The organism is Kosakonia beeri (assembly GCF_054165705.1).
On record NZ_CM135106.1, the window covers coordinates 550,748 to 574,656 of the forward strand.

At 53.1% G+C, this 23,909-nt stretch carries 23 protein-coding genes; 11 read left to right on the forward strand and 12 right to left on the reverse strand.

Annotated elements, in window-relative coordinates:
• The first annotated feature begins 32 nt into the window (after nucleotides 1–32).
• On the forward strand, nucleotides 33–302 hold the full coding sequence (locus ACUY4S_RS02720) for a barstar family protein (protein ID WP_312691196.1): 270 nt from the start codon (nucleotides 33–35) through the stop codon (nucleotides 300–302).
• Between the two features lie 56 nt (nucleotides 303–358).
• Here ACUY4S_RS02720 and yhcN (ACUY4S_RS02725) read toward each other — a convergent pair whose 3' ends face one another.
• From yhcN (ACUY4S_RS02725) to argR, 3 genes are all read right to left on the reverse strand, one after another.
• A complete protein-coding gene (yhcN, locus tag ACUY4S_RS02725; RefSeq protein ID WP_312691197.1) occupies nucleotides 359–622 on the reverse strand; it encodes a peroxide/acid stress response protein YhcN in 264 nt (87 codons plus the stop codon).
• Between the two features lie 103 nt (nucleotides 623–725).
• Nucleotides 726–989 (reverse strand): peroxide/acid stress response protein YhcN, encoded by a 264-nt coding sequence (yhcN, locus tag ACUY4S_RS02730; protein WP_312691198.1) that lies wholly within the window; start codon nucleotides 987–989, stop codon nucleotides 726–728.
• Nucleotides 990–1,367: 378 nt separating this feature from the next.
• Complete coding sequence (gene argR / locus ACUY4S_RS02735) at nucleotides 1,368–1,838, reverse strand: transcriptional regulator ArgR (RefSeq protein ID WP_312691199.1); 471 nt, start codon at nucleotides 1,836–1,838, stop codon at nucleotides 1,368–1,370.
• A gap of 409 nt (nucleotides 1,839–2,247) precedes the next feature.
• Here argR and mdh point away from each other — a divergent pair, with 409 nt between their 5' ends.
• Entirely contained in the window at nucleotides 2,248–3,186 is a 939-nt protein-coding gene (mdh, locus tag ACUY4S_RS02740) for a malate dehydrogenase (RefSeq protein WP_458022844.1), read from the forward strand.
• 56 nt (nucleotides 3,187–3,242) lie between these two features.
• Here mdh and degS read toward each other — a convergent pair whose 3' ends face one another.
• From degS to zapG, 3 genes are all read right to left on the reverse strand, one after another.
• Nucleotides 3,243–4,310 carry an outer membrane-stress sensor serine endopeptidase DegS gene (gene degS / locus ACUY4S_RS02745; RefSeq protein ID WP_312691201.1) on the reverse strand — a complete coding sequence of 356 codons (1,068 nt, stop codon included), beginning with the start codon at nucleotides 4,308–4,310 and terminating at the stop codon, nucleotides 3,243–3,245.
• A 92-nt stretch (nucleotides 4,311–4,402) separates the two neighbouring features.
• A complete protein-coding gene (gene degQ / locus ACUY4S_RS02750; RefSeq protein ID WP_312691202.1) occupies nucleotides 4,403–5,773 on the reverse strand; it encodes a serine endoprotease DegQ in 1,371 nt (456 codons plus the stop codon).
• A gap of 169 nt (nucleotides 5,774–5,942) precedes the next feature.
• Nucleotides 5,943–6,341 (reverse strand): Z-ring associated protein ZapG, encoded by a 399-nt coding sequence (gene zapG / locus ACUY4S_RS02755; RefSeq protein ID WP_088236601.1) that lies wholly within the window; start codon nucleotides 6,339–6,341, stop codon nucleotides 5,943–5,945.
• A gap of 189 nt (nucleotides 6,342–6,530) precedes the next feature.
• On the opposite strand from zapG, the gene zapE reads away from it, so the two are divergent.
• The 5 genes from zapE (at nucleotide 6,531) to sspB (ending at nucleotide 10,218) form a co-directional block, all read left to right on the forward strand.
• The gene (gene zapE / locus ACUY4S_RS02760; protein WP_312691203.1) at nucleotides 6,531–7,658 is read left to right on the forward strand and encodes a cell division protein ZapE; all 1,128 of its coding nucleotides are present in this window, start codon (nucleotides 6,531–6,533) and stop codon (nucleotides 7,656–7,658) included.
• A gap of 264 nt (nucleotides 7,659–7,922) precedes the next feature.
• Nucleotides 7,923–8,351: a 50S ribosomal protein L13 gene (gene rplM, locus ACUY4S_RS02765; protein ID WP_004868222.1), complete on the forward strand. Its 429-nt coding sequence runs from the start codon at nucleotides 7,923–7,925 to the stop codon at nucleotides 8,349–8,351.
• Between the two features lie 15 nt (nucleotides 8,352–8,366).
• On the forward strand, nucleotides 8,367–8,759 hold the full coding sequence (gene rpsI / locus ACUY4S_RS02770) for a 30S ribosomal protein S9 (RefSeq protein WP_000829818.1): 393 nt from the start codon (nucleotides 8,367–8,369) through the stop codon (nucleotides 8,757–8,759).
• A gap of 312 nt (nucleotides 8,760–9,071) precedes the next feature.
• A complete protein-coding gene (sspA, locus tag ACUY4S_RS02775) occupies nucleotides 9,072–9,710 on the forward strand; it encodes a stringent starvation protein SspA (RefSeq protein ID WP_312691204.1) in 639 nt (212 codons plus the stop codon).
• A gap of 4 nt (nucleotides 9,711–9,714) precedes the next feature.
• Nucleotides 9,715–10,218, forward strand: a complete 504-nt coding sequence (sspB, locus tag ACUY4S_RS02780; RefSeq protein ID WP_458022845.1) for a ClpXP protease specificity-enhancing factor — start codon at nucleotides 9,715–9,717, stop codon at nucleotides 10,216–10,218.
• 100 nt (nucleotides 10,219–10,318) lie between these two features.
• On the opposite strand, the gene ACUY4S_RS02785 is transcribed toward sspB, so the two are convergent.
• Both ACUY4S_RS02785 and gltB read right to left on the reverse strand, forming a co-directional pair.
• Nucleotides 10,319–11,737 carry a glutamate synthase small subunit gene (locus ACUY4S_RS02785; RefSeq protein ID WP_312691206.1) on the reverse strand — a complete coding sequence of 473 codons (1,419 nt, stop codon included), beginning with the start codon at nucleotides 11,735–11,737 and terminating at the stop codon, nucleotides 10,319–10,321.
• Nucleotides 11,738–11,746: 9 nt separating this feature from the next.
• Nucleotides 11,747–16,207: a glutamate synthase large subunit gene (gene gltB, locus ACUY4S_RS02790; protein ID WP_312691207.1), complete on the reverse strand. Its 4,461-nt coding sequence runs from the start codon at nucleotides 16,205–16,207 to the stop codon at nucleotides 11,747–11,749.
• A gap of 670 nt (nucleotides 16,208–16,877) precedes the next feature.
• Here gltB and mnmL point away from each other — a divergent pair.
• From mnmL to mtgA, 4 genes are all read left to right on the forward strand, one after another.
• On the forward strand, nucleotides 16,878–17,804 hold the full coding sequence (mnmL, locus tag ACUY4S_RS02795) for a tRNA modification radical SAM protein MnmL/YtqA (RefSeq protein WP_312691208.1): 927 nt from the start codon (nucleotides 16,878–16,880) through the stop codon (nucleotides 17,802–17,804).
• A gap of 114 nt (nucleotides 17,805–17,918) precedes the next feature.
• The gene (gene arcB, locus ACUY4S_RS02800) at nucleotides 17,919–20,255 is read left to right on the forward strand and encodes an aerobic respiration two-component sensor histidine kinase ArcB (protein ID WP_458022846.1); all 2,337 of its coding nucleotides are present in this window, start codon (nucleotides 17,919–17,921) and stop codon (nucleotides 20,253–20,255) included.
• Between the two features lie 230 nt (nucleotides 20,256–20,485).
• Complete coding sequence (elbB, locus tag ACUY4S_RS02805) at nucleotides 20,486–21,139, forward strand: isoprenoid biosynthesis glyoxalase ElbB (protein WP_312691210.1); 654 nt, start codon at nucleotides 20,486–20,488, stop codon at nucleotides 21,137–21,139.
• A gap of 5 nt (nucleotides 21,140–21,144) precedes the next feature.
• Nucleotides 21,145–21,867, forward strand: coding sequence for a monofunctional biosynthetic peptidoglycan transglycosylase (gene mtgA, locus ACUY4S_RS02810; protein ID WP_458022861.1), 723 nt, complete (start codon nucleotides 21,145–21,147; stop codon nucleotides 21,865–21,867).
• Nucleotide 21,868: 1 nt separating this feature from the next.
• Here the strand turns inward: mtgA and npr are convergent, their stop codons facing one another.
• The 4 genes from npr to hpf form a co-directional block, all read right to left on the reverse strand.
• Nucleotides 21,869–22,141, reverse strand: a complete 273-nt coding sequence (npr, locus tag ACUY4S_RS02815; protein ID WP_312691212.1) for a PTS phosphocarrier protein NPr — start codon at nucleotides 22,139–22,141, stop codon at nucleotides 21,869–21,871.
• Nucleotides 22,138–22,992 (reverse strand): RNase adapter RapZ, encoded by an 855-nt coding sequence (rapZ, locus tag ACUY4S_RS02820; RefSeq protein ID WP_312691213.1) that lies wholly within the window; start codon nucleotides 22,990–22,992, stop codon nucleotides 22,138–22,140. The genes npr and rapZ overlap by 4 nt, the downstream gene beginning before the upstream one ends.
• Before the next feature lie 45 nt (nucleotides 22,993–23,037).
• Nucleotides 23,038–23,529, reverse strand: a complete 492-nt coding sequence (ptsN, locus tag ACUY4S_RS02825; protein ID WP_312691214.1) for a PTS IIA-like nitrogen regulatory protein PtsN — start codon at nucleotides 23,527–23,529, stop codon at nucleotides 23,038–23,040.
• Nucleotides 23,530–23,609: 80 nt separating this feature from the next.
• On the reverse strand, nucleotides 23,610–23,897 hold the full coding sequence (hpf, locus tag ACUY4S_RS02830) for a ribosome hibernation promoting factor (RefSeq protein WP_061492991.1): 288 nt from the start codon (nucleotides 23,895–23,897) through the stop codon (nucleotides 23,610–23,612).
• Nucleotides 23,898–23,909 lie beyond the last annotated feature (12 nt).

The following is a 23,909-nucleotide window of genomic DNA, read 5'->3' on the forward strand; positions in this document are numbered from 1 at the left end:
GTTCGCCGCCCGTCAGGCTGGTGGCGGAGACCATGAATATCTACACCTTTGATTTCAAAAATATTACTGATCAAAGTGCTTTCTATCGCGAATTTTCCCGCCAGTTCGCTATTGAGCGCGAGAAAGTTCACGATCTCGATTCGTTGTGGGATACGGTAATGGAAGGCACGCTACCGATGCCGCTTGAGATCGAGTTCACGCATTTGCCTGAAAGGCAGCGTCGGCGCTTTGGCGCGTTGATTCTGCTCTTCGATGAAGCCGAAGAGGAACTGGAAGGGCAGTTGCGTTTTAACGTGCGTTAAGCGCAAAAAAAGCCCCTGACAGGCAGGGGCAAGTCGTCGGACAGGACGACGAGGGTTTATTTATACAGTTCCGCTGTGACGTGGGTATGATCGCCAGTACGCGCCTCGACAATGCGGTAGCTGCTGGCGCCAGCCTGGTCAGCTTTTGCTGATAATTCCTGACGGATATCCATCGGTACACCTGCGACCTGCGAAACAGAAACGCTGCCCATAGGCTGCAGATTGTTGGCCTGATCGCTATTGATCAGTGTTGCGGCGCTGGCACCAAAAGAGAGTAAAGATGCAAGGCCAAGGGATGCGATGATCAGATTACGTTTCATTGTCTTTCTCCTGAATAGCGTCTCTGCGGCGAGAAGGATTGAACGGCTTTTTTTATACCTGGTGCCGCGAGACGATAATGACATAGGGTTTTATCGGTAAAACTTATTTGTACAGTTCGGCAGTGGCGTGCCACTGGTCACCGGTACGGGCTTCGATAATGCGATAGGCTGAAGCACCCTGTGCATCCGCTTTTTTGTTCAGTTCAGCACGCATATCCATCGGGGAAGAGGCGACTGAGCTTACGGACACGGTACCCAGCGACTGGCGCGATTGCGCTTGATCGGCATTGATTGAATCCGCTGCGAAAGCACCGAATGACAGTGCAGAGAGGATACTCAGTGTTGCTACAGTTGATTTGATATTCATGATATTTACCTCGTCGTATTCTTTGCTTTCATTTTTCCTGGGGTCTTGTTTCGTGACCCTCATCACAAAATCAAGTATACACTAATCACGGAAAGAATTAATACCATGCTAATTATAACTGTGACTTATAGGAATAAAGAGCATGATTTTGTATCGCGTAATGGCATAAAAAAGCGGATGTACTGTGAATATTAGTTAACGATGATTAATAAAATCAGCGAGATAGAAGACTTTGATTTTTTGTGCGATGGGATACTCTGGAACGAGCCTGGAAAGCCATAAATCGCACTAACTGTTAAAGAGTATGGCGGTAGAAAGTGGGGGATGTACCGATAAATACCGGATATTCCCCCGCAGCAAGCTACGGGGGGGAAGCAATCACAGCTCCTGTTCGAACACCAGCAGAATAGCCTCGTACAGCTGTTTAACCGTGAAGTTGCTCGAAGGAGTGGTGAAAATCGTGTCGTCACCTGCAATGGTACCGAGAATGCCTTCCGCTTTCCCTAGCGAGTCCAGCAGGCGTGCAATTAGCTGCGCCGCGCCTGGGCTGGTATGAATCACCACCACGGCATCGTTATAGTCGATATCCAGCACCAGATTTTTCAGTGGGCTGGAGGTCGTCGGAACGCCGAGCTCAATGGGCAGGCAGTAAACCATCTCCATCTTCGCGTTACGTGTGCGCACCGCACCGAATTTCGTCAGCATGCGGGATACTTTAGACTGATTGATATTGTCGAAGCCTTCATCTTGTAAAGCCTGGACAATTTCTCCCTGAGAACTGAATTTCTCTTCTTTAAGCAGCGCCTTAAACGCTTTGACTAATTCTTCTTGTTTTGCCGAGCTTCGCATAAGTCACCCGTATTATGGCCGTGAAAAACAACATTATTATGCATATTGCTGCATTTTTATGCAAATACTCTGCGGAGTAAATACATTAAAAAATGCCGTGAAGGGCGCGGAGTTTATCAAATCCTGTTCTGAAGGACAGAACCCTGTGTTCTGCGTCGCAAATAAGATTCGAAAGTAAATTAATTGTTATAAAGTTGATGTTACTTTGGTGAATAACGCAGCTATATTATAAACTCTCTGTGTTAGTTGCTGAGTTTGTCGATCTGCCGGTCGTATTTACCCGTCACAAGATCTAACAATGTGTCATGCCGCAGAATTTTTGCATGGTCATTGTCATAATTATCAGGGTGAATTAAGGTCGCCGCAACGGAGTAACAAATATTTAGCTAACCATAATAAGGAGTTTAGGATGAAAGTCGCAGTCCTCGGCGCGGCCGGCGGTATCGGTCAGGCGCTCGCCCTACTACTGAAAACACAACTGCCTTCTGGTTCAGAACTCTCCCTTTACGATATTGCTCCTGTCACACCTGGCGTCGCCGTTGACCTCAGCCATATCCCTACCGCGGTTAAGATCCAGGGCTTTGCTGGCGAAGACGCCACGCCTGCGCTGGTGGGTGCCGATATTGTGCTGATTTCCGCAGGTGTTGCGCGTAAACCGGGTATGGATCGCTCCGACCTGTTTAATGTGAATGCCGGTATTGTCAAAAACCTGGTTGCTCAGGTAGCAAAAACGGCGCCGGAAGCCTGCATTGGTATTATTACAAACCCGGTAAACACCACGGTCGCGATTGCGGCGGAAGTGCTGAAAAAAGCCGGTGTGTACAACAAAAACAAGCTGTTTGGCGTAACCACGCTGGACATCATCCGTTCAAATACTTTTGTTGCTGAGCTGAAGCATAAACAGCCTGGCGACATCGAAGTGCCGGTGATTGGCGGCCACTCTGGCGTGACTATTCTGCCGCTGCTCTCCCAGGTCCCGGGTGTTAGCTTCACTGAGCAGGAAGTTGCCGACCTGACCAAACGTATCCAGAACGCGGGTACTGAAGTGGTCGAGGCGAAAGCGGGTGGCGGATCGGCAACGCTTTCTATGGGCCAGGCCGCAGCGCGTTTTGGGCTGTCGTTAGTACGTGCTCTGCAGGGCGAACAAGGGATTGTTGAATGTGCCTATGTTGAAGGTGACGGTGAACACACGCGTTTCTTTGCTCAGCCACTGCTGTTGGGGAAAAAGGGTGTAGAGGAGCGTCACAGCATCGGCGCGCTTAGCGCCTTTGAACAACAGGCGCTGGAAGGTATGATGGACACGCTGAAAAAAGATATTCAACTCGGCGTGGATTTCGTTAACCGCTAAGCGCGGCCGCCAAAAGCATAAACCGGAGCCAGCGTGCTCCGGTTTTTTTATGGTCGTTAGTTGGTTGCCGGGTATTCCTGAATCGTCACTTTAAACGTCAGCTTTTTATCGTCCCGCATTACCTCTACCGGGATTTCCGAACCCGGACGGATCTCGGCCACCTGATCCATGGTTTCAAGCGCAGAGACGGCCGCTTTGCCGTTAACAGAAGTGATCACGTCGTTAACCTGGATCCCCGCGCGTGCTGCCGGGCCATCTGGTGAAACTTCATTGACGACGATCCCCTGGATCGGATCGATGCTGCCACCCTGGGCATGTAACGGAGCGATTTCACGGCCGCCAATGCCTATGTAACCACGGATCACGCGGCCATCGCGGATCAGCTTATCCATGATCTTGGTGGCTAACTGGAACGGAATAGCAAAGCCGATCCCTTCCGGTGTTTCGCCATCGTTACTCTTATCGAAAGAGAGCGTGTTAATGCCCATCAGTTCACCCAGCGAGTTCACCAGCGCACCGCCGGAGTTACCGTGGTTGATGGAGGCATCGGTCTGCAGAAAGTTTTGCCGTCCCGTCGGGTTCAGGCCAATACGCCCCGTCGCGCTGATGATCCCCTGCGTGATCGTCTGCCCGAGGTTATACGGGTTCCCAATGGCCAGCACGACATCACCAATATGCGGCGTGCGTTTGGCATTAATCGGGATCACCGGTAGCCCGCCGGTGGCATTAACCTTCAGTACGGCAAGGTCGGTCAGAGAGTCAGAGCCCACCAGCAATGCCTCGAAAACACGGCCATCCTGTAGAGCCACGATGATCTGATCCGCATCGTTAATAACGTGCTTGTTAGTAATGATATAGCCGCGTTGATCCATGATAACCCCAGATCCGAGCGTGCGAATTTCAAGGCGATCATGCGTGGAGCTATTCAGGCTGCGGTTATAGACATTCACTACTGCCGGGGCGGCACGACGCACCGCCTGGTTGTAGCTGGCAGGGGTTTCATCCGCGCTATCGAACTGGCGCGATGTGAGAGGGTTATTCTGACGTAAAGAGGGCATGGCGGCGATTATCAGGCCACCCGCAACCAGACCGATTGCTACCGAGCGTAAAAGCTTCACATACATGATGGGATAGTCATTAAAAAGGGGAACATCTGCAGCATAACATGAGTTATCCGGACATCACATGCAGCGGTGATGCCCGGATACGGAAATGATCAGCGCAGCAGTAAATAGATGCTGTCGTTGCCGCGTACAATATGCAGCGCCTTCACTGACGGTTTCGCCTCCAGCACTTTGCGCAATTCAGCAATAGATTGCACGCGATCGCGGTTAACGCCAATGATCACGTCATCTTTACGCAGGCCCGCCTGGGCTGCGGCGCTCTCTTTTTCCACATTACCGATGGTGATCCCTTTGGTGCCATCTTTTAACTGACCATCGTTTAATTCCGCGCCTTGCAATGCGGGTGAAATCAGCTCCGCACTGGCGGAAGAAGAGGTGCTTTTGTCCAGTGTGACTTCTACCTCCAGTGGTTTGCCGTCGCGCAGCAGACCCAGTTTCACTTTTGAACCCGGTTCTGTGGTCGCAATGCGCGAGCGCAGTTCGGCAAAACTTGTCAGTGGCTTGCCGTTAAGACTGATAATCACATCGCCAGACTTAACCCCGGCTTTTGCAGAGCCAGAATTTGGCAACACTTCGCTGACAAACGCGCCGCGTTGCACATTGAGATTAAAGGCTTTGGCAATGTCCGCGCTCATTTCGGTGCCTTTAATGCCCAGCAAACCGCGTTTAATCTCGCCAAACTGAATCAGTTGTTTCGACAGGGTTTGAGCCATATTGCTGGGGATCGCAAAGCCGATGCCAACACTACCGCCGCCTGGCGCGAGAATGGCGGTATTAATGCCGATAAGCTCACCGTTGAGATTTAATAACGCACCGCCGGAATTGCCGCGGTTAATTGAGGCATCGGTCTGGATAAAGTTTTCCAGCCCTTCCAGATTAAGGCCGCTGCGGCCAAGGGCGGACACAATCCCGGATGTGGCCGTCTGACCCAGACCAAAGGGGTTGCCCACGGCGATCACGAAATCACCTACGCGCAATGTATCGGAATCGGCAATAGCGATTTGCGTCAGGTTTGAGGCATTTTGCAACTGCAGAAGGGCGATATCGCTCTGGTCGTCGCTGCCGATTAATTTGGCTTCGAATTCGCGCCCGTCGTTGAGCTGAACATTGATTTTCTGCGCCTGATTAACCACGTGGTTATTGGTCAGCACGTAGCCTTTAGCCGCATCAATAATGACCCCGGAACCGAGGCCTTCAAAAGGTTGCGGTTGTTGTTGTTCCGGCATCTCTTCGCCAAAATATTTTTTCAGCTCTTCCGGCACTTTCTGGCCTTGTACAGCGGTCCCTTCTACCTGCACGCTGACCACGGCGGGCAGCACCTTTTCCAGCACCGGTGCAAGGCTTGGCAGCGCACCCTGGCCAGGCACCTGAGATGGCATGGCAGCCATGACCTGAAACGGTGCCGAGAGAGTTAACCCGACACTTAACGCAAATGCACTCAACAGCTGGGTTGGTTTCTTCATTGATGCTGGCTCTCGTAACCTGAAGTGAAAGGAATGTCGCCTCAAAACAATTTGATGTTATTGAAATTTCAACCGCGGAACAATGAGGTGAATGACTAAATAATAGCTGCGATGCAGAAGAAGGGACGGGCACGCAGAGCGCGCCCGTAAAAATTAGGAGACGGAACGATTATTTGCGGTTTGCGCTGCCGCGCAGCAGACCAGAGGCGCCCTCTGAATAGTCGCGAGGGATCTGCACCGGCGCCTGATCGTTGCTGGCTTCGGATTCTGCCAGACGGTTGCGGAACGGATTTTCTTCAGCAGACATTTCCGGCAACAGGCTGCTGGAGCTTTTCGCCATGTGCTGGTACAGCTGACGGTAGTCGTGCGCCATATTATCCAGTAACTCAGCGCTGCGGGCGAAGTGGCTCACCAGTTCCTCACGGTACTCTTCCAGTTCCGCTTTGTTTTTTTCCAGTTCGTACTGCAAGGCCTGTTGTTGGCGCAATTTGCGGTTCCCGAAACGCATACCCACGGCACCAATAATAATGCCGACAACCAAGCCAATTAGCGCATATTCCCAGGTCATGAACTTCTCCCGTTGTTTTGTGATTCCGTAGGGTTCTGGCTGCAAGCTCCTGCCTGCGCCTGATAATGCCACTATAACCGCTAATAGTGCAGAAGTGGAATCCTGACGCAGCATCGCGTAGTGTAGAGCGGCCTTTTTTTCGTCAACCCTGTGGGGGCGGATCGATTTTCAAGGAACAACAATAACACCATGCAAAGCCTTTCCCCGACATCGCGATATTTAAAAGCCCTGAACGAGGGTAGCCATCAGCCGGACGATGTGCAAAAAGAAGCTGTCAACCGGCTGGATGCCATTTACCAGCAACTTATCAACCGCGGTAACGTCGCCGTGCCGCCGGGCACCGGCCTGATGGCGGCGTTCAGTAAACTGCTGGGCAAACGAGAAACCCGCACCGCTGAGCCCGTTCGGGGTCTGTATATGTGGGGGGGGGTAGGCCGGGGGAAAACCTGGTTGATGGATATGTTCTATCAAAGCCTGCCCGGAGAACGTAAACAGCGTCTGCACTTTCACCGTTTTATGTTGCGTGTTCATGAAGAGCTGACCAGCCTGCAGGGGCAAACCGATCCGCTGGAAATCGTGGCCGATCGCTTTAAAGCCGAAACCGATGTGCTGTGCTTCGATGAGTTCTTCGTCTCCGACATCACCGACGCAATGCTGCTTGGCGGGCTCATGAAAGCGCTGTTCGCCAGGGGGATCACACTGGTTGCGACCTCGAACATTCCGCCGGATGAGCTGTATCGTAATGGCTTGCAGCGCGCACGTTTTTTGCCTGCTATCGAAGCAATCAAACAGTTTTGCGACATTATGAATGTCGATGCCGGTGTTGATTACCGTCTGCGCACCCTGACGCAGGCCCATTTGTGGCTGACGCCTCTCAATAGCGATACCGCGCAGCAGATGGATAAGCTCTGGCAAGCGCTGGCGGGGGCTAAAAGGGAACATGCGCCGGAACTGGAAATAAACCATCGCGCCTTACCGACGCTGGGCGTAGAAAATCAAACGCTGGCCGTGTCGTTCTCCACGCTGTGTGTGGATGCGCGAAGCCAGCATGATTACATTGCGCTCTCACGGTTGTTCCACACCGTGATGCTGTTTGATGTTCCGGTAATGACGCCGCTAATGGAGAGCGAAGCACGGCGCTTTATCGCGCTGGTGGATGAGTTTTATGAGCGCCATGTGAAGCTGGTTGTCAGCGCCGCTGCGTCACTGCATGAGATTTACCAAGGGGAACGGCTGAAGTTTGAGTTTCAGCGCTGTTTATCACGGTTGCAGGAGATGCAAAGCGAAGAGTACCTCAAGCGAACGCATATGCCGTGATGCGGTTGGCTCCGGTCTGGTAAAGAAGTCTGTGGGCTGCACAAAACCCAATCGGAATCACAAAAAGGGGTCGATCTTTGACCCCGACTTCTCTATAATCCTGCGACCCCACGTTACAACAAGGTTTTTTTCCCGAAACACTTGTGTGCCGGTTAAACATATCCGAAGGGGTGGGTTTACTGGACAATGTCGTGTGAACCTCACTTGTATTTAAGCGTTTGGGTGTTCACCAACGTGTAACTAATTTATTTGGGTAAGCTTTTAATGAAAACTTTTACAGCTAAACCAGAAACCGTAAAACGCGACTGGTATGTTGTTGACGCGACCGGTAAAACTCTGGGCCGTCTGGCTTCTGAACTGGCTCGTCGCCTGCGCGGTAAGCATAAAGCGGAATACACTCCGCACGTTGATACTGGTGATTACATCATCGTTCTGAACGCAGAAAAAGTTGCTGTAACCGGCAACAAGCGCGAAGACAAAATGTACTACCACCACACCGGCCACATCGGTGGTATCAAAGAAGCGACCTTTGAAGAGATGATTGCCCGCCGTCCTGAGCGTGTGATTGAAATCGCGGTTAAAGGCATGCTGCCAAAAGGCCCGCTGGGTCGTGCTATGTACCGTAAACTGAAAGTTTACGCAGGTAACGAGCACAACCACGCGGCACAGCAACCGCAAGTTCTTGACATCTAATCGGGATTATAGGCAATGGCTGAAAATCAATACTACGGCACTGGTCGCCGCAAAAGCTCCGCCGCTCGCGTGTTTATCAAACCGGGCAACGGTAAAATCGTTATCAACCAGCGTTCTCTGGAACAGTACTTCGGTCGCGAAACTGCCCGCATGGTAGTTCGCCAGCCGCTGGAACTGGTTGATATGGTAGAAAAACTGGATCTGTACATCACCGTTAAAGGTGGTGGTATCTCCGGTCAGGCAGGTGCGATCCGTCACGGTATCACCCGCGCTCTGATGGAGTACGACGAGTCCCTGCGTTCCGAACTGCGTAAAGCTGGCTTCGTCACTCGTGACGCTCGTCAGGTTGAACGTAAAAAAGTCGGTCTGCGCAAAGCACGTCGTCGTCCGCAGTTCTCCAAACGTTAATTGTTTTCTGCTTCGGCAGAACGATTGGCGAAAAAACCCGGTGCAAACCGGGTTTTTTTATGGATAAAAATCATGTTATCCACAGTAATTGGTTGATTATCTCTTCTTTTTCAGCATTTCCAGAATCCCCTCACCACAAAGCCCGCAAAATCTGGTAAACTATCATCCAATTTTCTGCCCAAATGGCTGGGATTGTTCATTTTTTGTTTGATCGTTAAACGAGAGTGACAGTACGCGCGGGTGGTTAACTCAACATCTGACCGGTCGATTTGGTCCGGTAGTAGTAAATACTGAATATACCTGGAGGTTTTCATGGCTGTCGCTGCCAACAAACGTTCGGTAATGACGCTGTTTTCTGGTCCTGTGGACATCTATAGCCATCAGGTCCGTATCGTGCTGGCCGAAAAAGGTGTCAGCTTCGAAATTGAGCACGTGGAAAAGGATAATCCTCCTCAGGATCTGATTGACCTCAACCCGAATCAAAGCGTACCGACACTCGTAGATCGTGAACTCACATTGTGGGAATCACGTATCATTATGGAATATCTGGATGAGCGTTTTCCGCATCCGCCGCTGATGCCGGTTTACCCGGTTGCGCGTGGTGAGAGCCGCCTGTACATGCACCGCATTGAAAAGGACTGGTATTCTCTAATGAATATCATCCAGAACAACAGCGGCGCACAGGCTGATGCAGCGCGCAAGCAACTGCGTGAAGAACTGCTGGCGATTGGCCCGCTGTTCACTCAGAAGCCGTACTTCCTGAACGACGAGTTCAGCCTGGTGGATTGCTACCTTGCTCCGCTGCTGTGGCGTCTGCCGGTGTTGGGCATTGAGCTGAGCGGTACTGGCGCGAAAGAGCTGAAAGGCTATATGACGCGTGTGTTTGAACGTGATTCCTTCCTCGCTTCTCTGACTGAACCTGAGCGCGAGATGCGCCTGGGCCGGGGTTAATTGCATGGATTTGTCACAACTGTCTCCACGCCGTCCGTATTTACTGCGGGCTTTTTACGAATGGCTGCTGGATAACCAGCTAACGCCGCATCTGGTTGTTGATGTGACGATGCCGGGCGTACGCGTGCCGATGGAGTATGCGCGTGACGGGCAAATCGTGTTAAACATCGCGCCACGCGCGGTCGGTAACCTGGAACTGGCGAACGACGAAGTGCGCTTCAACGCCCGCTTTGGTGGTGTGCCGCGCCAGGTTGCAGTACCCCTGGCCGCTGTACTGGCTATTTATGCCCGTGAAAACGGTGCCGGAACGATGTTTGAGCCGGAAGCCGCATACGATGAAGACGTCGTCAGTCTGAACGATGACGGTGACGCTTCCGTGCAGGAAAACGAGACGGTGATGTCGGTTATCGACGGTGATAAACCCGACCACGCAGAGGATCAGGATAACGACCATGACGACGATCCGCCGCCACGCGGTGGTCGCCCGTCACTACGGGTCGTGAAGTGATCGCACAAACAGGGCCAGCAGGCCCTGTTTTTTTATGCATGCAGAGATAACACCCATAAAAAAAGGAGGCCGGGGCCTCCTTTTTGGCGCTACGAGGATATTACACTTCAAGGAAATTCATAATGCCTTCCGCCGCCTTGCGGCCCTCGGCAATTGCCGTGACCACTAAGTCGGAGCCACGCACGATATCGCCGCCAGCAAAGATTTTCGGATTGCTGGTCTGGAACGCGTTCTCACTACCTTCTGGCGCAATAACACGGCCCTGGCTGTCCAGCTCAACGCTGTGCTTCGCCAGCCACTCCATGCTGTGCGGGCGGAAACCAAATGCCATGACCACAGCATCTGCCGGAACCACATGCTCAGAGCCTGCGACGATCTCTGCACGGCGGCGGCCTTTTGCGTCCGGAGCGCCCATTTCTGTGCGCGCCATTTTCACACCGCAGACTTTGCCATTGGCATTGACTTCAATGCCCAGTGGCTGCACGTTGAACTGGAATTCAACGCCCTCTTCACGCGCGTTTTTCACTTCGCGTTTTGAGCCAGGCATATTCTCTTCGTCACGACGATAGGCGCAAATAACGTGCGTTGCGCCCTGGCGTACCGACGTGCGAACGCAGTCCATTGCGGTATCGCCACCGCCGAGCACCACCACACGTTTGCCCTGCATGCTAATGTACGGCTCGTCCGGCGTTTCGCCATAGCCCATAAGCTGCTTTGTGTTGGCAATGAGGAACGGCAGCGCATCGTAAACGCCCTGTGCATCTTCATTTTCCAGCCCGCCGCGCATCGACTGATAAGTCCCCACGCCGAGGAATACGGAGTCGTACTCTTTTAACAAATCTTCCAGCTGTACATCACGGCCCACTTCGGTATTGAGTTTGAACTCAATGCCCATACCGGTGAAGATTTCGCGACGGCGGGTCATAACCTCTTTTTCCAGCTTAAAAGCCGGAATACCAAATGTCAGCAGGCCGCCAATCTCCGGATGTCGATCAAAAACGACCGCTTTCACGCCGTTGCGGGTCAGCACATCGGCACAGGCCAGCCCTGCCGGACCGGCGCCAATAATGGCTACGCGTTTGTCGGTCTGCTTTACGCCCGTTAAGTCCGGACGCCAGCCCATCTCGAACGCTTTATCGTTGATATAGCGCTCAATGTTGCCGATGGTGACGGCACCGAACTCGTCGTTCAGCGTACAGGAACCTTCACACAGACGGTCCTGCGGGCAGACGCGCCCGCAAACTTCCGGCAGCGTATTGGTCTGGTGCGACAGCTCTGCCGCCTCAAAAATACGCCCTTCATTGGCCAGCTTCAGCCAGTTCGGAATGTAGTTATGAACCGGACATTTCCATTCACAGTACGGGTTGCCGCAAGAGAGGCAGCGATCTGCCTGCGCTTTGGCCTGGCCTTCAGAAAAGGGCTCGTAAATCTCAACAAATTCAATTTTGCGCAGTTTCAGCGGTTTTTTTGCCGGATCGACACGCTGTAAGTCGATAAATTGGTAAACATTCTGACTCATCTGAATTCCTTACTGCGCCTGCACGCGCAACTCTGCCGCGCTACGACTACGGTGACCTAACAGGGCTTTCACATCGCTGGACTTCGGCTTAACTAGGGCGAATTTCGCCGCAAATGCCGGCCAGTTAGCGAGGATCTCTTCGCCGCGTTGCGAACCCGTATGCTGAACATGCTCGGTGATCAGGCCGCGCAGATGCTCTTCGTGAATAGCGAGGTCATCCACACTCAGCACTTCGACCAGTTCCGGGTTTACGCGTTTACGGAATTCACCGTCTTCATCCAGTACATAGCCGAAGCCGCCTGTCATCCCCGCGCCGAAGTTAACGCCAGTTTTACCCAGTACGCACACGATCCCACCGGTCATATATTCACAACCGTTATCACCAATGCCTTCCACCACGGTGATGGCACCGGAGTTACGCACGGCAAAACGCTCACCTGCGCGGCCCGCAGCGTACAGCCGACCGCCGGTTGCGCCATACAGGCAGGTGTTACCAATAATGCTTGCTTCATGGCTACGGTAAGCGGAACCGACCGGAGGACGGATAGCCAGCAAGCCGCCCGCCATACCTTTACCCACATAGTCGTTAGCATCGCCCGTCAGATAAAGCTCTACGCCGCCTGCGTTCCAGACACCGAAGCTCTGGCCTGCGGTACCACTGAAATGGGCTTTAATTGGATCGGCTGCAAGGCCTTGATCGCCATGCGTTTGCGCAATGTAGCCAGACAGCGAAGCACCCACGGAACGATCGGTGTTGCGGATATCAAACCAGAAGGTTTTGCTCTGTCGCTCATCCACATACGGTTTGGCCTGCTGCAGCAATTGTGCATTCAGCACGCCATTATCAAACGGCGGGTTGTTTTCCGTGCAGTACAGTGCCTTACCTTCATGCGGCTCGGCGGTTTCCAGCAGTTTGGACAGATCCAGCTTCTGCTGTTTGGCGGTAAACCCGTCCAGCTCTTTAAGCAGGTCTGTGCGGCCAATCAGGTCGACCAGGCGTTTCACGCCCAGTTGCGCCATCAACTCACGCGTTTCACGTGCAATGAATTCAAAGTAATTCGTCACTTTGAACGGCAGGCCGTGATAGTGGTTCTTACGCAGTTTGTCGTCCTGAGTCGCAACGCCGGTTGCACAGTTGTTCAGATGGCAAATGCGCAGATATTTACATCCCAGTGCCACCATCGGGCCGGTGCCAAAACCAAAGCTTTCTGCGCCCAGAATGGCCGCTTTGATGATGTCCTGGCCGGTTTTCAGGCCACCATCCACCTGAAGGCGGATTTTGTGACGCAAACCGTTCGCCACCAGCGCCTGCTGGGTTTCGACCAGGCCCAGTTCCCACGGACAGCCGGCATATTTCACCGAGGAGAGCGGGCTGGCACCTGTACCGCCGTCATAACCGGCGATGGTGATCAAATCGGCATATGCTTTGGCAACACCGGTTGCGATGGTACCGACGCCCGGTTCGGAAACCAGCTTCACGGAGATCATCGCTTTCGGGTTAACCTGCTTCAGATCAAAAATCAGCTGCGCCAGATCCTCGATAGAGTAAATATCGTGGTGTGGCGGTGGTGAAATCAGTGTGACGCCGGGCACGGAATAGCGCAATTTGGCGATGTACGGCGTGACTTTATCACCTGGCAACTGACCGCCTTCACCAGGTTTCGCGCCCTGGGCAACTTTAATCTGGATCACATCCGCATTGACCAGGTAGGCCGGCGTAACACCGAAGCGACCAGACGCGACCTGTTTAATGCGCGACACTTTATTGGTGCCATAGCGCGCCGGATCTTCACCACCCTCACCAGAGTTGGAGAAGCCGCCGAGGCTGTTCATGGCCTCGGCCAGCGCTTCGTGCGCTTCCGGGCTCAGCGCGCCAATAGACATCGCTGCCGTGTCGAAGCGTTTAAACAGTTCGCTGGCGGGTTCAACATCTTTCAGGCTTACCGCTTCCCCGTTCGGGGTGATAGCCAGCAGATCGCGCAGCGTTGCCGCCGGACGCTCGTTAACCAGCTTCGCGTATTCCTGATAGTCGCTGTACTCGCCACTTTGTACGGCCTGTTGCAGCGTGCGCACCACGTCCGGGTTGTAAGCGTGGTATTCGCCGCCGTGAACATATTTCAGCAGGCCGCCCTGTGTGAGCGGTTTACGGGCCAGCCATGCGAGTTTGGAAAGGTTCAGCAGATCCTGTTGGAAGTCTGAGAAACCTGCGCCACCGATACGGCTGATAACCCCCTGGAAGCATAAATCGGCAACGTCGTCATGCAGACCCACGGCTTCAAAGAGTTTTGAACAGCGGTAAGATGCGATAGTCGAGATGCCCATTTTGGACATGATCTTGTACAGCCCTTTATTGATGCCGTTACGATAGTTCAGCATCACCGTGCGGTAGTTCTTCTCAATCGCTTTGTTGTCTACCAGTTTCGCCAGCGTTTCATATGCCAGATACGGGTAGATTGCCGTTGCGCCAAATCCCAGCAGGACCGCGAAGTGGTGCGGGTCGCGGGCGCTGGCCGTTTCAACAATAATGTTGGCGTCGCAGCGCAGGCTCTTATCAACCAGACGAGTCTGGATGGCACCAACGGCCATCGGCGCCGGAACCGGCAGCCGGTTTTTAGCGATGTTGCGGTCAGAAAGCACCAGCAGGACGGTGCCGTCACGTACCATCTGTTCAGCTTTGTCGCACAGCGCTTTGACCGTCTCTTCCAGCGTCTCTTCGGTGACGTCGAATGTGATATCCAGCGTATCCGCGCGGTAGTGCTCCTCTTTCATCGTCGTCAGCTGTTTGAAATCTGAATACAACAGGATCGGCGATTTAAAACTCAGACGGTGCGCCTGGCCTTCGGCTTCGCAGAAGACGTTCATCTCGCGGCCGATGCTGGTGGCCAGAGACATAACGTGCGCTTCACGCAGCGGATCGATAGGCGGGTTTGTGACCTGCGCAAACTGCTGGCGGAAGTAATCATAAATAATGCGCGGCTGGCTGGAGAGCACGGCGAATGGGGTATCATCGCCCATTGAGCCGACCGCCTCCTGGCCGTTTTCACCCAGCACGCGGATAACGGAATCCAGCTCTTCAAAGCTGTAGTTAAACTGTTTCTGGTAGCTGGCGAGCAGGTCATCGTCCATTTCACGGGTGCCGACTTCTTCATCCGGGAGATCTTCAAACGGCACCAGACGACGGACGTTTTTCTCCATCCATTCTTTATACGGGTGGCGGCTTTTCAGATCGTCATCGGTTTCTGCCGAGTGCAGAATGCGCCCGCCACGGGTATCGATAACCATCAGCTCGCCCGGACCAACACGCCCTTTTTCCACCACTTCATCCGGCTGGTAATCCCAGATGCCCACTTCGGAAGCACAGGTGATCAGTTTGTCTTTGGTGATGACGTAGCGCGCCGGACGGAGACCGTTACGGTCGAGGTTACAGGCGGCGAAACGGCCGTCGGACATGACAATGCCCGCCGGGCCGTCCCACGGTTCCATATGCATGGAGTTGAAGTCGAAAAAGCTGCGCAGATCCGGATCCATATCCGGGTTGTTCTGCCACGCTGGCGGAACCAGCAAACGCATGGCGCGTACAATGTCCATACCGCCAGCCAGCAGCAGTTCCAGCATGTTATCCATGGAACTGGAGTCGGAGCCGGTTTCGTTGACGAACGGCGCGGCATCATGCAAATCCGGAATCAGCGGCGTCTGGAATTTATAGGTACGCGCGCGTGCCCACTGACGGTTACCAGTAATGGTGTTGATTTCACCGTTGTGTGCCAGGTAGCGGAACGGCTGCGCCAGCGGCCAGCGCGGTACGGTATTGGTAGAGAAGCGCTGGTGGAACAGGCAAATGGCCGATTCCAGACGCAAGTCAGCCAGGTCCAGGTAGAAGCGCGGCAGATCTGCCGGCATACACAGACCTTTATAAATGTTTACCAGATTAGAGAGGCTACAGACGTAGAACTCTTTATCTTCCTGCAGGCGTTTTTCAATACGGCGACGGGCAATAAACAAACGGCGCTCCATATCGCGCGGGCGCCAGCCAGCAGGGGCGTTAACAAAAATTTGCTCAATACGAGGCAGCGAGGAGAGGGCGATTTCACCGAGTACCCCTTCGTTGGTGGGCACATCGCGCCAGCCGACGATAGAGAGTGTTTCACGTTGAAGTTCTTCTTCCACGATACGACGCGACGCGCTGGCTTTTTCTGGATCCTGGTTCAGGAACAGCATGCCCACAGCGTAGTTTTTGGCTAAACGCCAGCCGCGCTCTTCTGCCACAATTCGGAAGAAACGATCGGGTTTTTGCAACAGCAGGCCACAACCGTCACCGGTTTTACCATCGGCGAGGATTGCACCACGGTGCTGCATTCTGGCCAGTGCGTGAATAGCGGTACGCACTACCTTGTGGCTAGGTTCGCCTTCTATGTGGGCGATCAGGCCGAAACCACAGTTATCCCTCTCAAGGGATTTATCGTACAACATATCAGTGAACCTCCCCAGGCTCTACGGGACGCCCTCCAGAACGATGCGCACAGGCACAAAAAGAGCATGGCGACGGGGCATTTGCCTCGCATGTCGCCCTCTTTAATTTCCTTTTCGCATCGATACACAAGTGTTGAGGACTTGCTTAAGAGGGAATCTCAATAACTGCATAAATATGATAAGCAGACTGCTCATCCAGAAAGCTTCCAGCGGATTTCCAACTTATCGGGAATCCGTACACAGGTCAAATGCCGAGCTTATTTATGCAGAAATGTGCTAAAACATACATAACAGCATGATTTTATTTGATATTTAAGGTTTTTTACATTGCGCGGAGGCGAGACAACGTGGCCGTAATGTGTGATCTGACTCACTATCCAAAAGCGCTGTTTCTAACGTACTGTTCTGATTACATGTTTAATGGCAGCTTTTTATTCTGCTATGAGGGGCAGGCTTGCATAAAGTCACTGTTTTTCACCCGTGACAGTATTTCTGCAAAATATCGCAGCAACATAAGGAAAAGTAATTGCCTGTAGTGTGAATGAAATTGCGATTATATTGACTGTTTATTCAATAGATAAAAGGCTTCCCTGACGCTTGATCCAGGTCATCGTCGATGAAAGCTAAAAGTGGCAGGCTACGCCCTTTCATCAGGGCGGCCTTTCAGATTATGCAGTTACAAAAATTAGTCAATATGTTTGGTGGGGATCTTGCCCGGCGGTATGGGCAAAAAGTCCATAAACTGACCTTGCATGGCGGTTTTAGCTGCCCGAACCGCGATGGCACCCTGGGGCGCGGGGGCTGTACTTTCTGTAATGTGGCCTCCTTTGCTGATGAAGCGCAGCAACACCGCTCCATTGCGGAACAGCTTGCCCTCCAGGCGCAACGGGTGAATCGTGCAAGTCGTTATCTGGCCTATTTTCAGGCCTACACCAGCACCTGGGCCGAAGTACAGGTGCTACGTTCGATGTATCAACAGGCGGTTAGCCAGGCGAGTATTGTCGGGCTGTGCGTCGGCACACGGCCGGACTGTGTTCCGCAAGCGGTGCTGGATCTGCTATGTGAATACCATCAGCAAGGCTATGAAGTGTGGCTGGAGCTGGGATTACAAACCGCGCATGATAAAACGCTGCACCGCATTAATCGCGGGCATGATTTCGCCTGCTATCAGAAAACAACGCAACTGGCCCGTGAACGGGGCCTGAAAGTCTGTACACACCTGATCGTCGGGTTACCAGGAGAACGCCGCGCGGACTGCCTGGAAACGATAGCGCGAGTGACAGAAACCGGTGTCGACGGTATTAAGCTGCATCCGCTGCATATTGTGAAAGGCAGCATTATGGCAAAAGCCTGGGAGGCCGGGCGCCTCAACGGAATCGGGCTTGACGAGTACACTGTCATTGCCGGCGAGATGATCCGTCATACGCCACCGGAGGTGATTTATCATCGTGTCTCTGCCAGCGCCCGCCGCCCGACACTGTTGGCGCCGTTATGGTGCGAAAACCGCTGGACGGGCATGGTAGAACTGGATCGCTATCTGACAGAGCAGGGCGCGCAAGGCTCTGCGTTGGGGCGCAGCTGGCAAATGGTCAGCTAACGCAGCACGGCCTTTTTATGACCATAATGCACATCATCACTGCATTTTTCGCACAAGCTTCAACCCCTTGCTCATAATTGAGTATTATTGACGGAATTGTTCGAGGGGATCTCTATGAAGCAAATCCGTTTACTGGCGCAATATTATGTCGACCTGATGATGAAGTTGGGTCTGGTGCGTTTTTCCATCTTATTGGCGCTGGCGCTGGTGGTAACCGCGATAGTGGTGCAAATGGCCGTGACCATGGTGTTGCAGGGCCGGGTCGAGAGCATCGATGTTATCCGCTCCATCTTTTTTGGTCTGCTGATCACGCCCTGGGCGGTTTATTTCCTGTCGGTGGTGGTTGAGCAACTTGAAGAGTCGCGCCAGCGCTTATCGCGGCTGGTTGATAAACTCGAAGAGATGCGTAACCGCGATCTGAAACTCAATGTGCAATTGAAAGACAACATTACCCAGCTTAATCAGGTGATCAGCGACCGCGAAAAAGCCGAAGCTGAGCGCCAGGCCACGTTTGAACAGCTGAAAATTGAGATGCAGGAGCGCGCGCAAACGCAGATCCAGCTTGAGCAACAATCTTCCTTCCTGCGCTCATTCCTTGATGCATCACCCGATCTTGTGTTCTATCGTAATGAAGACAAAGAATTTTCCGGCTGTAACCGGGCGATGGAGCTGCTGACAGGCAAAAGCGAGAAGCAACTGATCAACCTCAAGCCGCAGGATGTTTATGCGCCGGAGGCAGCGGAGAAGGTGAACGAAACCGATGAAAAAGTTTTCCGCCATAACGTCTCGCTGACTTACGAGCAGTGGCTCGACTATCCGGACGGACGCAAAGCCTGTTTTGAAATCCGCAAAGTGCCTTATTACGACCGGGTGGGTAAACGCCACGGGCTAATGGGCTTTGGCCGTGATATTACCGAGCGTAAACGTTACCAGGATGCGCTGGAGCGCGCCAGCCGGGACAAAACCACCTTTATCTCAACTATCAGCCACGAATTACGCACACCGCTTAACGGCATTGTCGGTTTAAGCCGCATTCTGCTTGATACAGAACTGACAGAAGAGCAGGAAAAGTACCTAAAAACGATCCATGTTTCTGCGGTGACGCTGGGGAATATTTTCAACGATATTATAGACATGGATAAAATGGAGCGCCGTAAAGTGCAGCTGGATAACCAGCCTATCGACTTTACCGGCTTCCTGGCGGATCTGGAAAACCTGTCGGGATTGCAGGCACACCAGAAAGGGCTGCGCTTTGTACTGGAGCCAACGCTGCCGTTGCCGCATCAGGTCATTACGGACGGTACCCGGTTGCGGCAAATTCTGTGGAATCTTATCAGTAATGCCGTCAAATTCACCCGCGAAGGGCAGGTTACCGTACGTGTGCGTTACGCTGCCGGCGATATGCTGCACTTTGAAGTGCAGGACTCCGGGATCGGTATTCCGCGCGACGAGCAGGACAAGATTTTCGCCATGTACTATCAGGTCAAAGATAGCCACGGTGGGAAACCGGCCACCGGGACAGGCATTGGTCTGGCGGTATCGCGACGTCTGGCAAAAAGTATGGGCGGCGACATTACCGTTAGCAGTGAGCCTGGCGCTGGCTCTGTGTTTACCTTAACCGTCAATGCGCCTGCAGTGGCCGAGGAAGTCGAAGACGCATTTGCTGATGACGATATGCCGCTACCGGCGTTGCATGTGTTGCTGGTCGAAGACATTGAACTGAACGTTATTGTTGCACGTTCTGTGCTGGAAAAACTTGGTTGCAGTGTGGATGTAGCAATGACCGGAACCGCTGCGCTGGAGATGTTTACACCTGGTGAATACGACCTGCTGCTGTTGGATATCCAGTTGCCGGACATGACCGGGTTGGATATTTCGCGGGCACTGACCAGCCGTTATACGCGAGAAGATTTGCCGCCACTGGTTGCTCTCACCGCTAACGTGCTGAAAGACAAGCAGGAGTATCTGGATGCAGGTATGGATGATGTATTGAGCAAACCGCTGGCAGTCCCGGCATTAACTGCCATGATTAAAAAGTTCTGGGATGCAGGCGATGAGGAGGATGTGCAAATGACAACCACAGACCACAGCAAAGTACAGACACTGCTGGATGTTGCCATGCTTGAGCAGTATCTCGAGCTGGTCGGTCCGAAACTGATCACCGACGGACTGGCGGTGTTTGAGAAAATGATGCCGGGGTATCTGAGTGTGCTGGAGTCCAATCTTACCGCACGCGATCAGAAAGGGATCGTGGAAGAGGGGCACAAAATTAAAGGCGCAGCCGGATCGGTCGGTTTACGTCATTTGCAGCAACTGGGCCAGCAGATCCAGTCGCCTGATCTTCCCGCATGGTGGGATAATGTTGGCGAATGGGTCGAAGAGATGAAACTGGAGTGGCGCAACGATGTGGCGGTACTGAAAGCCTGGGTGGCAGACGCCGGAAAAAAATGACCCCGGATTAACCGGGGTGCGCGAATACTGCGCCAACACCAGGGAAATCGTGGCTGCGCCGTAATTTTTTTGATTTTTTTGCAAGGGCGCAGTCTAAAAAACTGGACCGCACGCACATAAGATAGCAAATCTTAAATGGTTTGTTACATCAATCGGTGAAATGTGTGAAGCACGGCGCTGTTATCAAAATTTTTAATTATCGACAGTAAGTTGCGTAAGGGATGAGCAAAATGAAAAAAGTGGGCGTTATTCTCAGTGGCGCAGGTGTCTATGACGGCTCAGAAATCCACGAAGCTGTGATCACTCTGCTGGCGCTTGCCCGCAACGGTGCGCAAGCAGTGTGCTTCGCCCCCGATAAAATCCAGAATGATGTGGTCAATCACCTGACGGGTGACGCGCTGGCGGAGAGCCGTAATGTCCTGATCGAATCCGCCCGTATTGCGCGTGGCGCTGTGCAGGATCTGACGCAGGCATCAGCAAACGATCTGGATGCGCTGATCGTTCCTGGCGGGTTTGGCGCGGCGAAAAACCTGAGCAATTTTGCCAGCCACGGTAGCGAGTGCGTAGTGGATAGCACCCTCAAACAGCTGGTGCTGGCGATGCATCAGGCCGGTAAACCGCTGGGTTTTATGTGTATTGCCCCTGCGATGTTGCCAAAGATTTTCGATTTCCCGCTGCGGTTGACCATTGGTACCGATATCGATACCGCAGAGCTTGTGGAAGCGATGGGCGCGGAGCATGTGCCATGCCCGGTGGATGACATTGTGATCGACGAAGAGAACAAAGTGGTGACCACCCCGGCGTACATGCTGGCGGAGGACATTGCCCAGGCGGCGACGGGCATTGAAAAACTGGTTTCGCGAGTACTGGTGCTGGCCGAATGAAAGGAATGTTTCGCGGCCCGCTGAAAGACTTGTTCAAACGATTGCTGCTGCGGGTTTTGTTGGTGCTGGCCGCCTTCTGGGGCGGCAGCATTGTGCTTTTCAGTTTCCTGCCGGTGCCTTTCTCCGCTGTGATGGCAGAACGGCAATTGGGGGCATGGTTAAGCGGTGATTTCGGCTATGTGGCGCATTCTGACTGGGTCAGTATGGATGACATTTCCCCGGCAATGGCGCTGGCGGTGATTGCTGCGGAAGATCAACGATTTCCCGATCATTGGGGGCTGGATCTACCGGCGATCCAAAAGGCGCTTTCCCATAATGAACGGCATGAAAACCGGATCCGCGGTGCATCGACGCTCTCTCAGCAGACGGTGAAGAACCTGCTTCTGTGGGATGGAAAAAGCTGGGTGCGCAAGGGGCTGGAGGCCGGGCTGACGCTGGTTATGGAGACCGTCTGGAGTAAGCGGCGGATCCTCACCGTGTATTTGAACATTGCGGAGTTCGGCGAGGGGATTTTTGGCGTGGAAGAGGCAGCACAACGCTACTTCCATAAACCCGCAAGCCGGCTTTCCGCTTCGGAGGCGGCGCTACTGGCCGCTGTATTACCTAACCCGATACGGTTTAATGCAGGCGCGCCTTCGGGCTATGTACGCAGCCGACAGGCATGGATTATGCGGCAGATGCGCCAGCTCGGCGGCGACGAGTTTTTGCAGCGTAACGCGCTACATTAATTCAGTCTTCGTCAAAACCGGCGTTAAACAGCGCGATCACTGCAGCCAGCGCTTCGACTTCCTGTGGACCGTTGGCTTCAATCTCTATCTGCCGTCCTTTGGCGGAGTCCAGCATCAGCAAAGCAATCACGCTGCTGGCTTCCGCTTCGGTTCCTTCGTCGTTGCGTAACAGGACTTCGGCATCAAAGCCCTGTACCAGTTCAAACAGTTTCATCGCCGGGCGAGCATGCATACCCAGCTTATTGGTTATCTCAACGGTCTGTTTTACGGTCATGTTTTGCGTTTTTCCAGCGTACGGTGACGGGACTGAACGTTTTTACCGCGTGAACGGAAATAATCCGCCAGCTGTTCGGCGACGTAGACAGAGCGGTGTTTACCGCCGGTACAGCCGATAGCCACGGTCAGATAACTGCGGTTGTTGGTTTCCAGCATCGGTAGCCACAGTTCAAGATAGCTACGGGTCTGGTAAATAAAGTTATGCACTTCGGTGTGCCGGTCAAGGAACGCTGCGACAGGTTTATCGAGACCGGTCATGGGGCGCAGTTTGGGGTCCCAGTGTGGGTTAGGCAGGAAGCGCACGTCAAAAACGTAATCGGCATCGATCGGAATGCCATGTTTGAAGCCGAAGGATTCAAACACCATTGTCAGCTCACGCTCGCGTTTGCCCAGCAGGCGCGTGCGCAGCATTTCTGCCAGCTCGTGCACCGACATTTCTGAGGTATCGACGATCAAATCTGCCCGGGAGCGCAGCGGCTCGAGCAGGTTGCTCTCTTCGTCTATTGCGCTTTCCAGCGACAGATTTTTACTGGAGAGCGGGTGAAGACGGCGGGTGTCGCTATAGCGGCGAATCAGCGTGTTGCGATCGGCGTCCAGAAACAGCAGTTGCGGGGAAAACGAGTCCGGCAGATTATTCATCGCCTGTTCGAATATTTCCGGAGATTCCGGCATATTGCGCACATCAATACTGACAGCGGCTGATGTCTGGCGATCGGCAAGCGTGCGTGCCAGATCCGGCAGCAGAACGACCGGGAGGTTATCGACGCAATAAAAACCCATATCTTCCAGGGCGCGGAGCGCCACTGATTTGCCTGAACCCGAACGACCACTTACGATCATCAGGACCATGGATCATCTCTCCTCAAAGCGACGGATAAAAAAGCAGTCTGTCCGTTACGCATCGTCACTGTCGCCTTCTGTTTGCGTGATGATCTGATACAGTTCTTCATCACTTTGCGCGCTGCGTAAGCGTCGGCAGATAGTTTTATCCGCCAGGCGTTTGGCGACCAGCGAGAGTGTATGCAAATGCGTTTTGGTTTGATCTGCTGGCACCAGTAACGCAAAGAGCAGATCGACAGGCTGATTATCGATAGCGTCGAAAGCAATGGGCGTCTCGAGTTGTACAAAAACGCCAACGGCGCGAAGCGTGTCTTCTTCGAGCTTACCGTGAGGAATGGCGATACCGTTACCAATACCGGTACTGCCCATTTTCTCACGTGTCAGAATCGCTTCGAAAACGACCTGCGGCGGCAGGCCCAACTGTTTTGCCGCCAGCTCACTGATGATTTCCAGAGCGCGTTTTTTGCTCTGACAGTGAACGCCGCTACGGGTACATTCCTGGTTAAGGACATTGCTCAACTGAAGAGCGGAATCGTTGTTCATCATAATTTCACCTAAGCGACGCCAGTGCAGACACCCTGCCGGGTTGCGGCAGGGTGCAACGCGCCAAACGGACGCCCGGACAATTAGTGTTGTTTCAGTTTATCTTTATGCTTCGTGAGCTGCCTCGCCAGTTTATCAATTAAACCGTCGATTGCAGCATACATATCCTGCCCTTCCGCACTGGCATGAAGCTCCCCTCCATTTACATGGAGCGTCGCATCCGAAGTGTGAGTCACTTTCTCCACTTTCAACACAATATAGACCTGATTAATCCTGTCGAAATACTGTTCAAGTTTAGCGAATTTGCTGTTCACAAAATCGCGAAGTGCATCAGTGATCTCGACGTTCTGTCCTGTGATGTTAAGCTGCATAGTGTCTTCCTT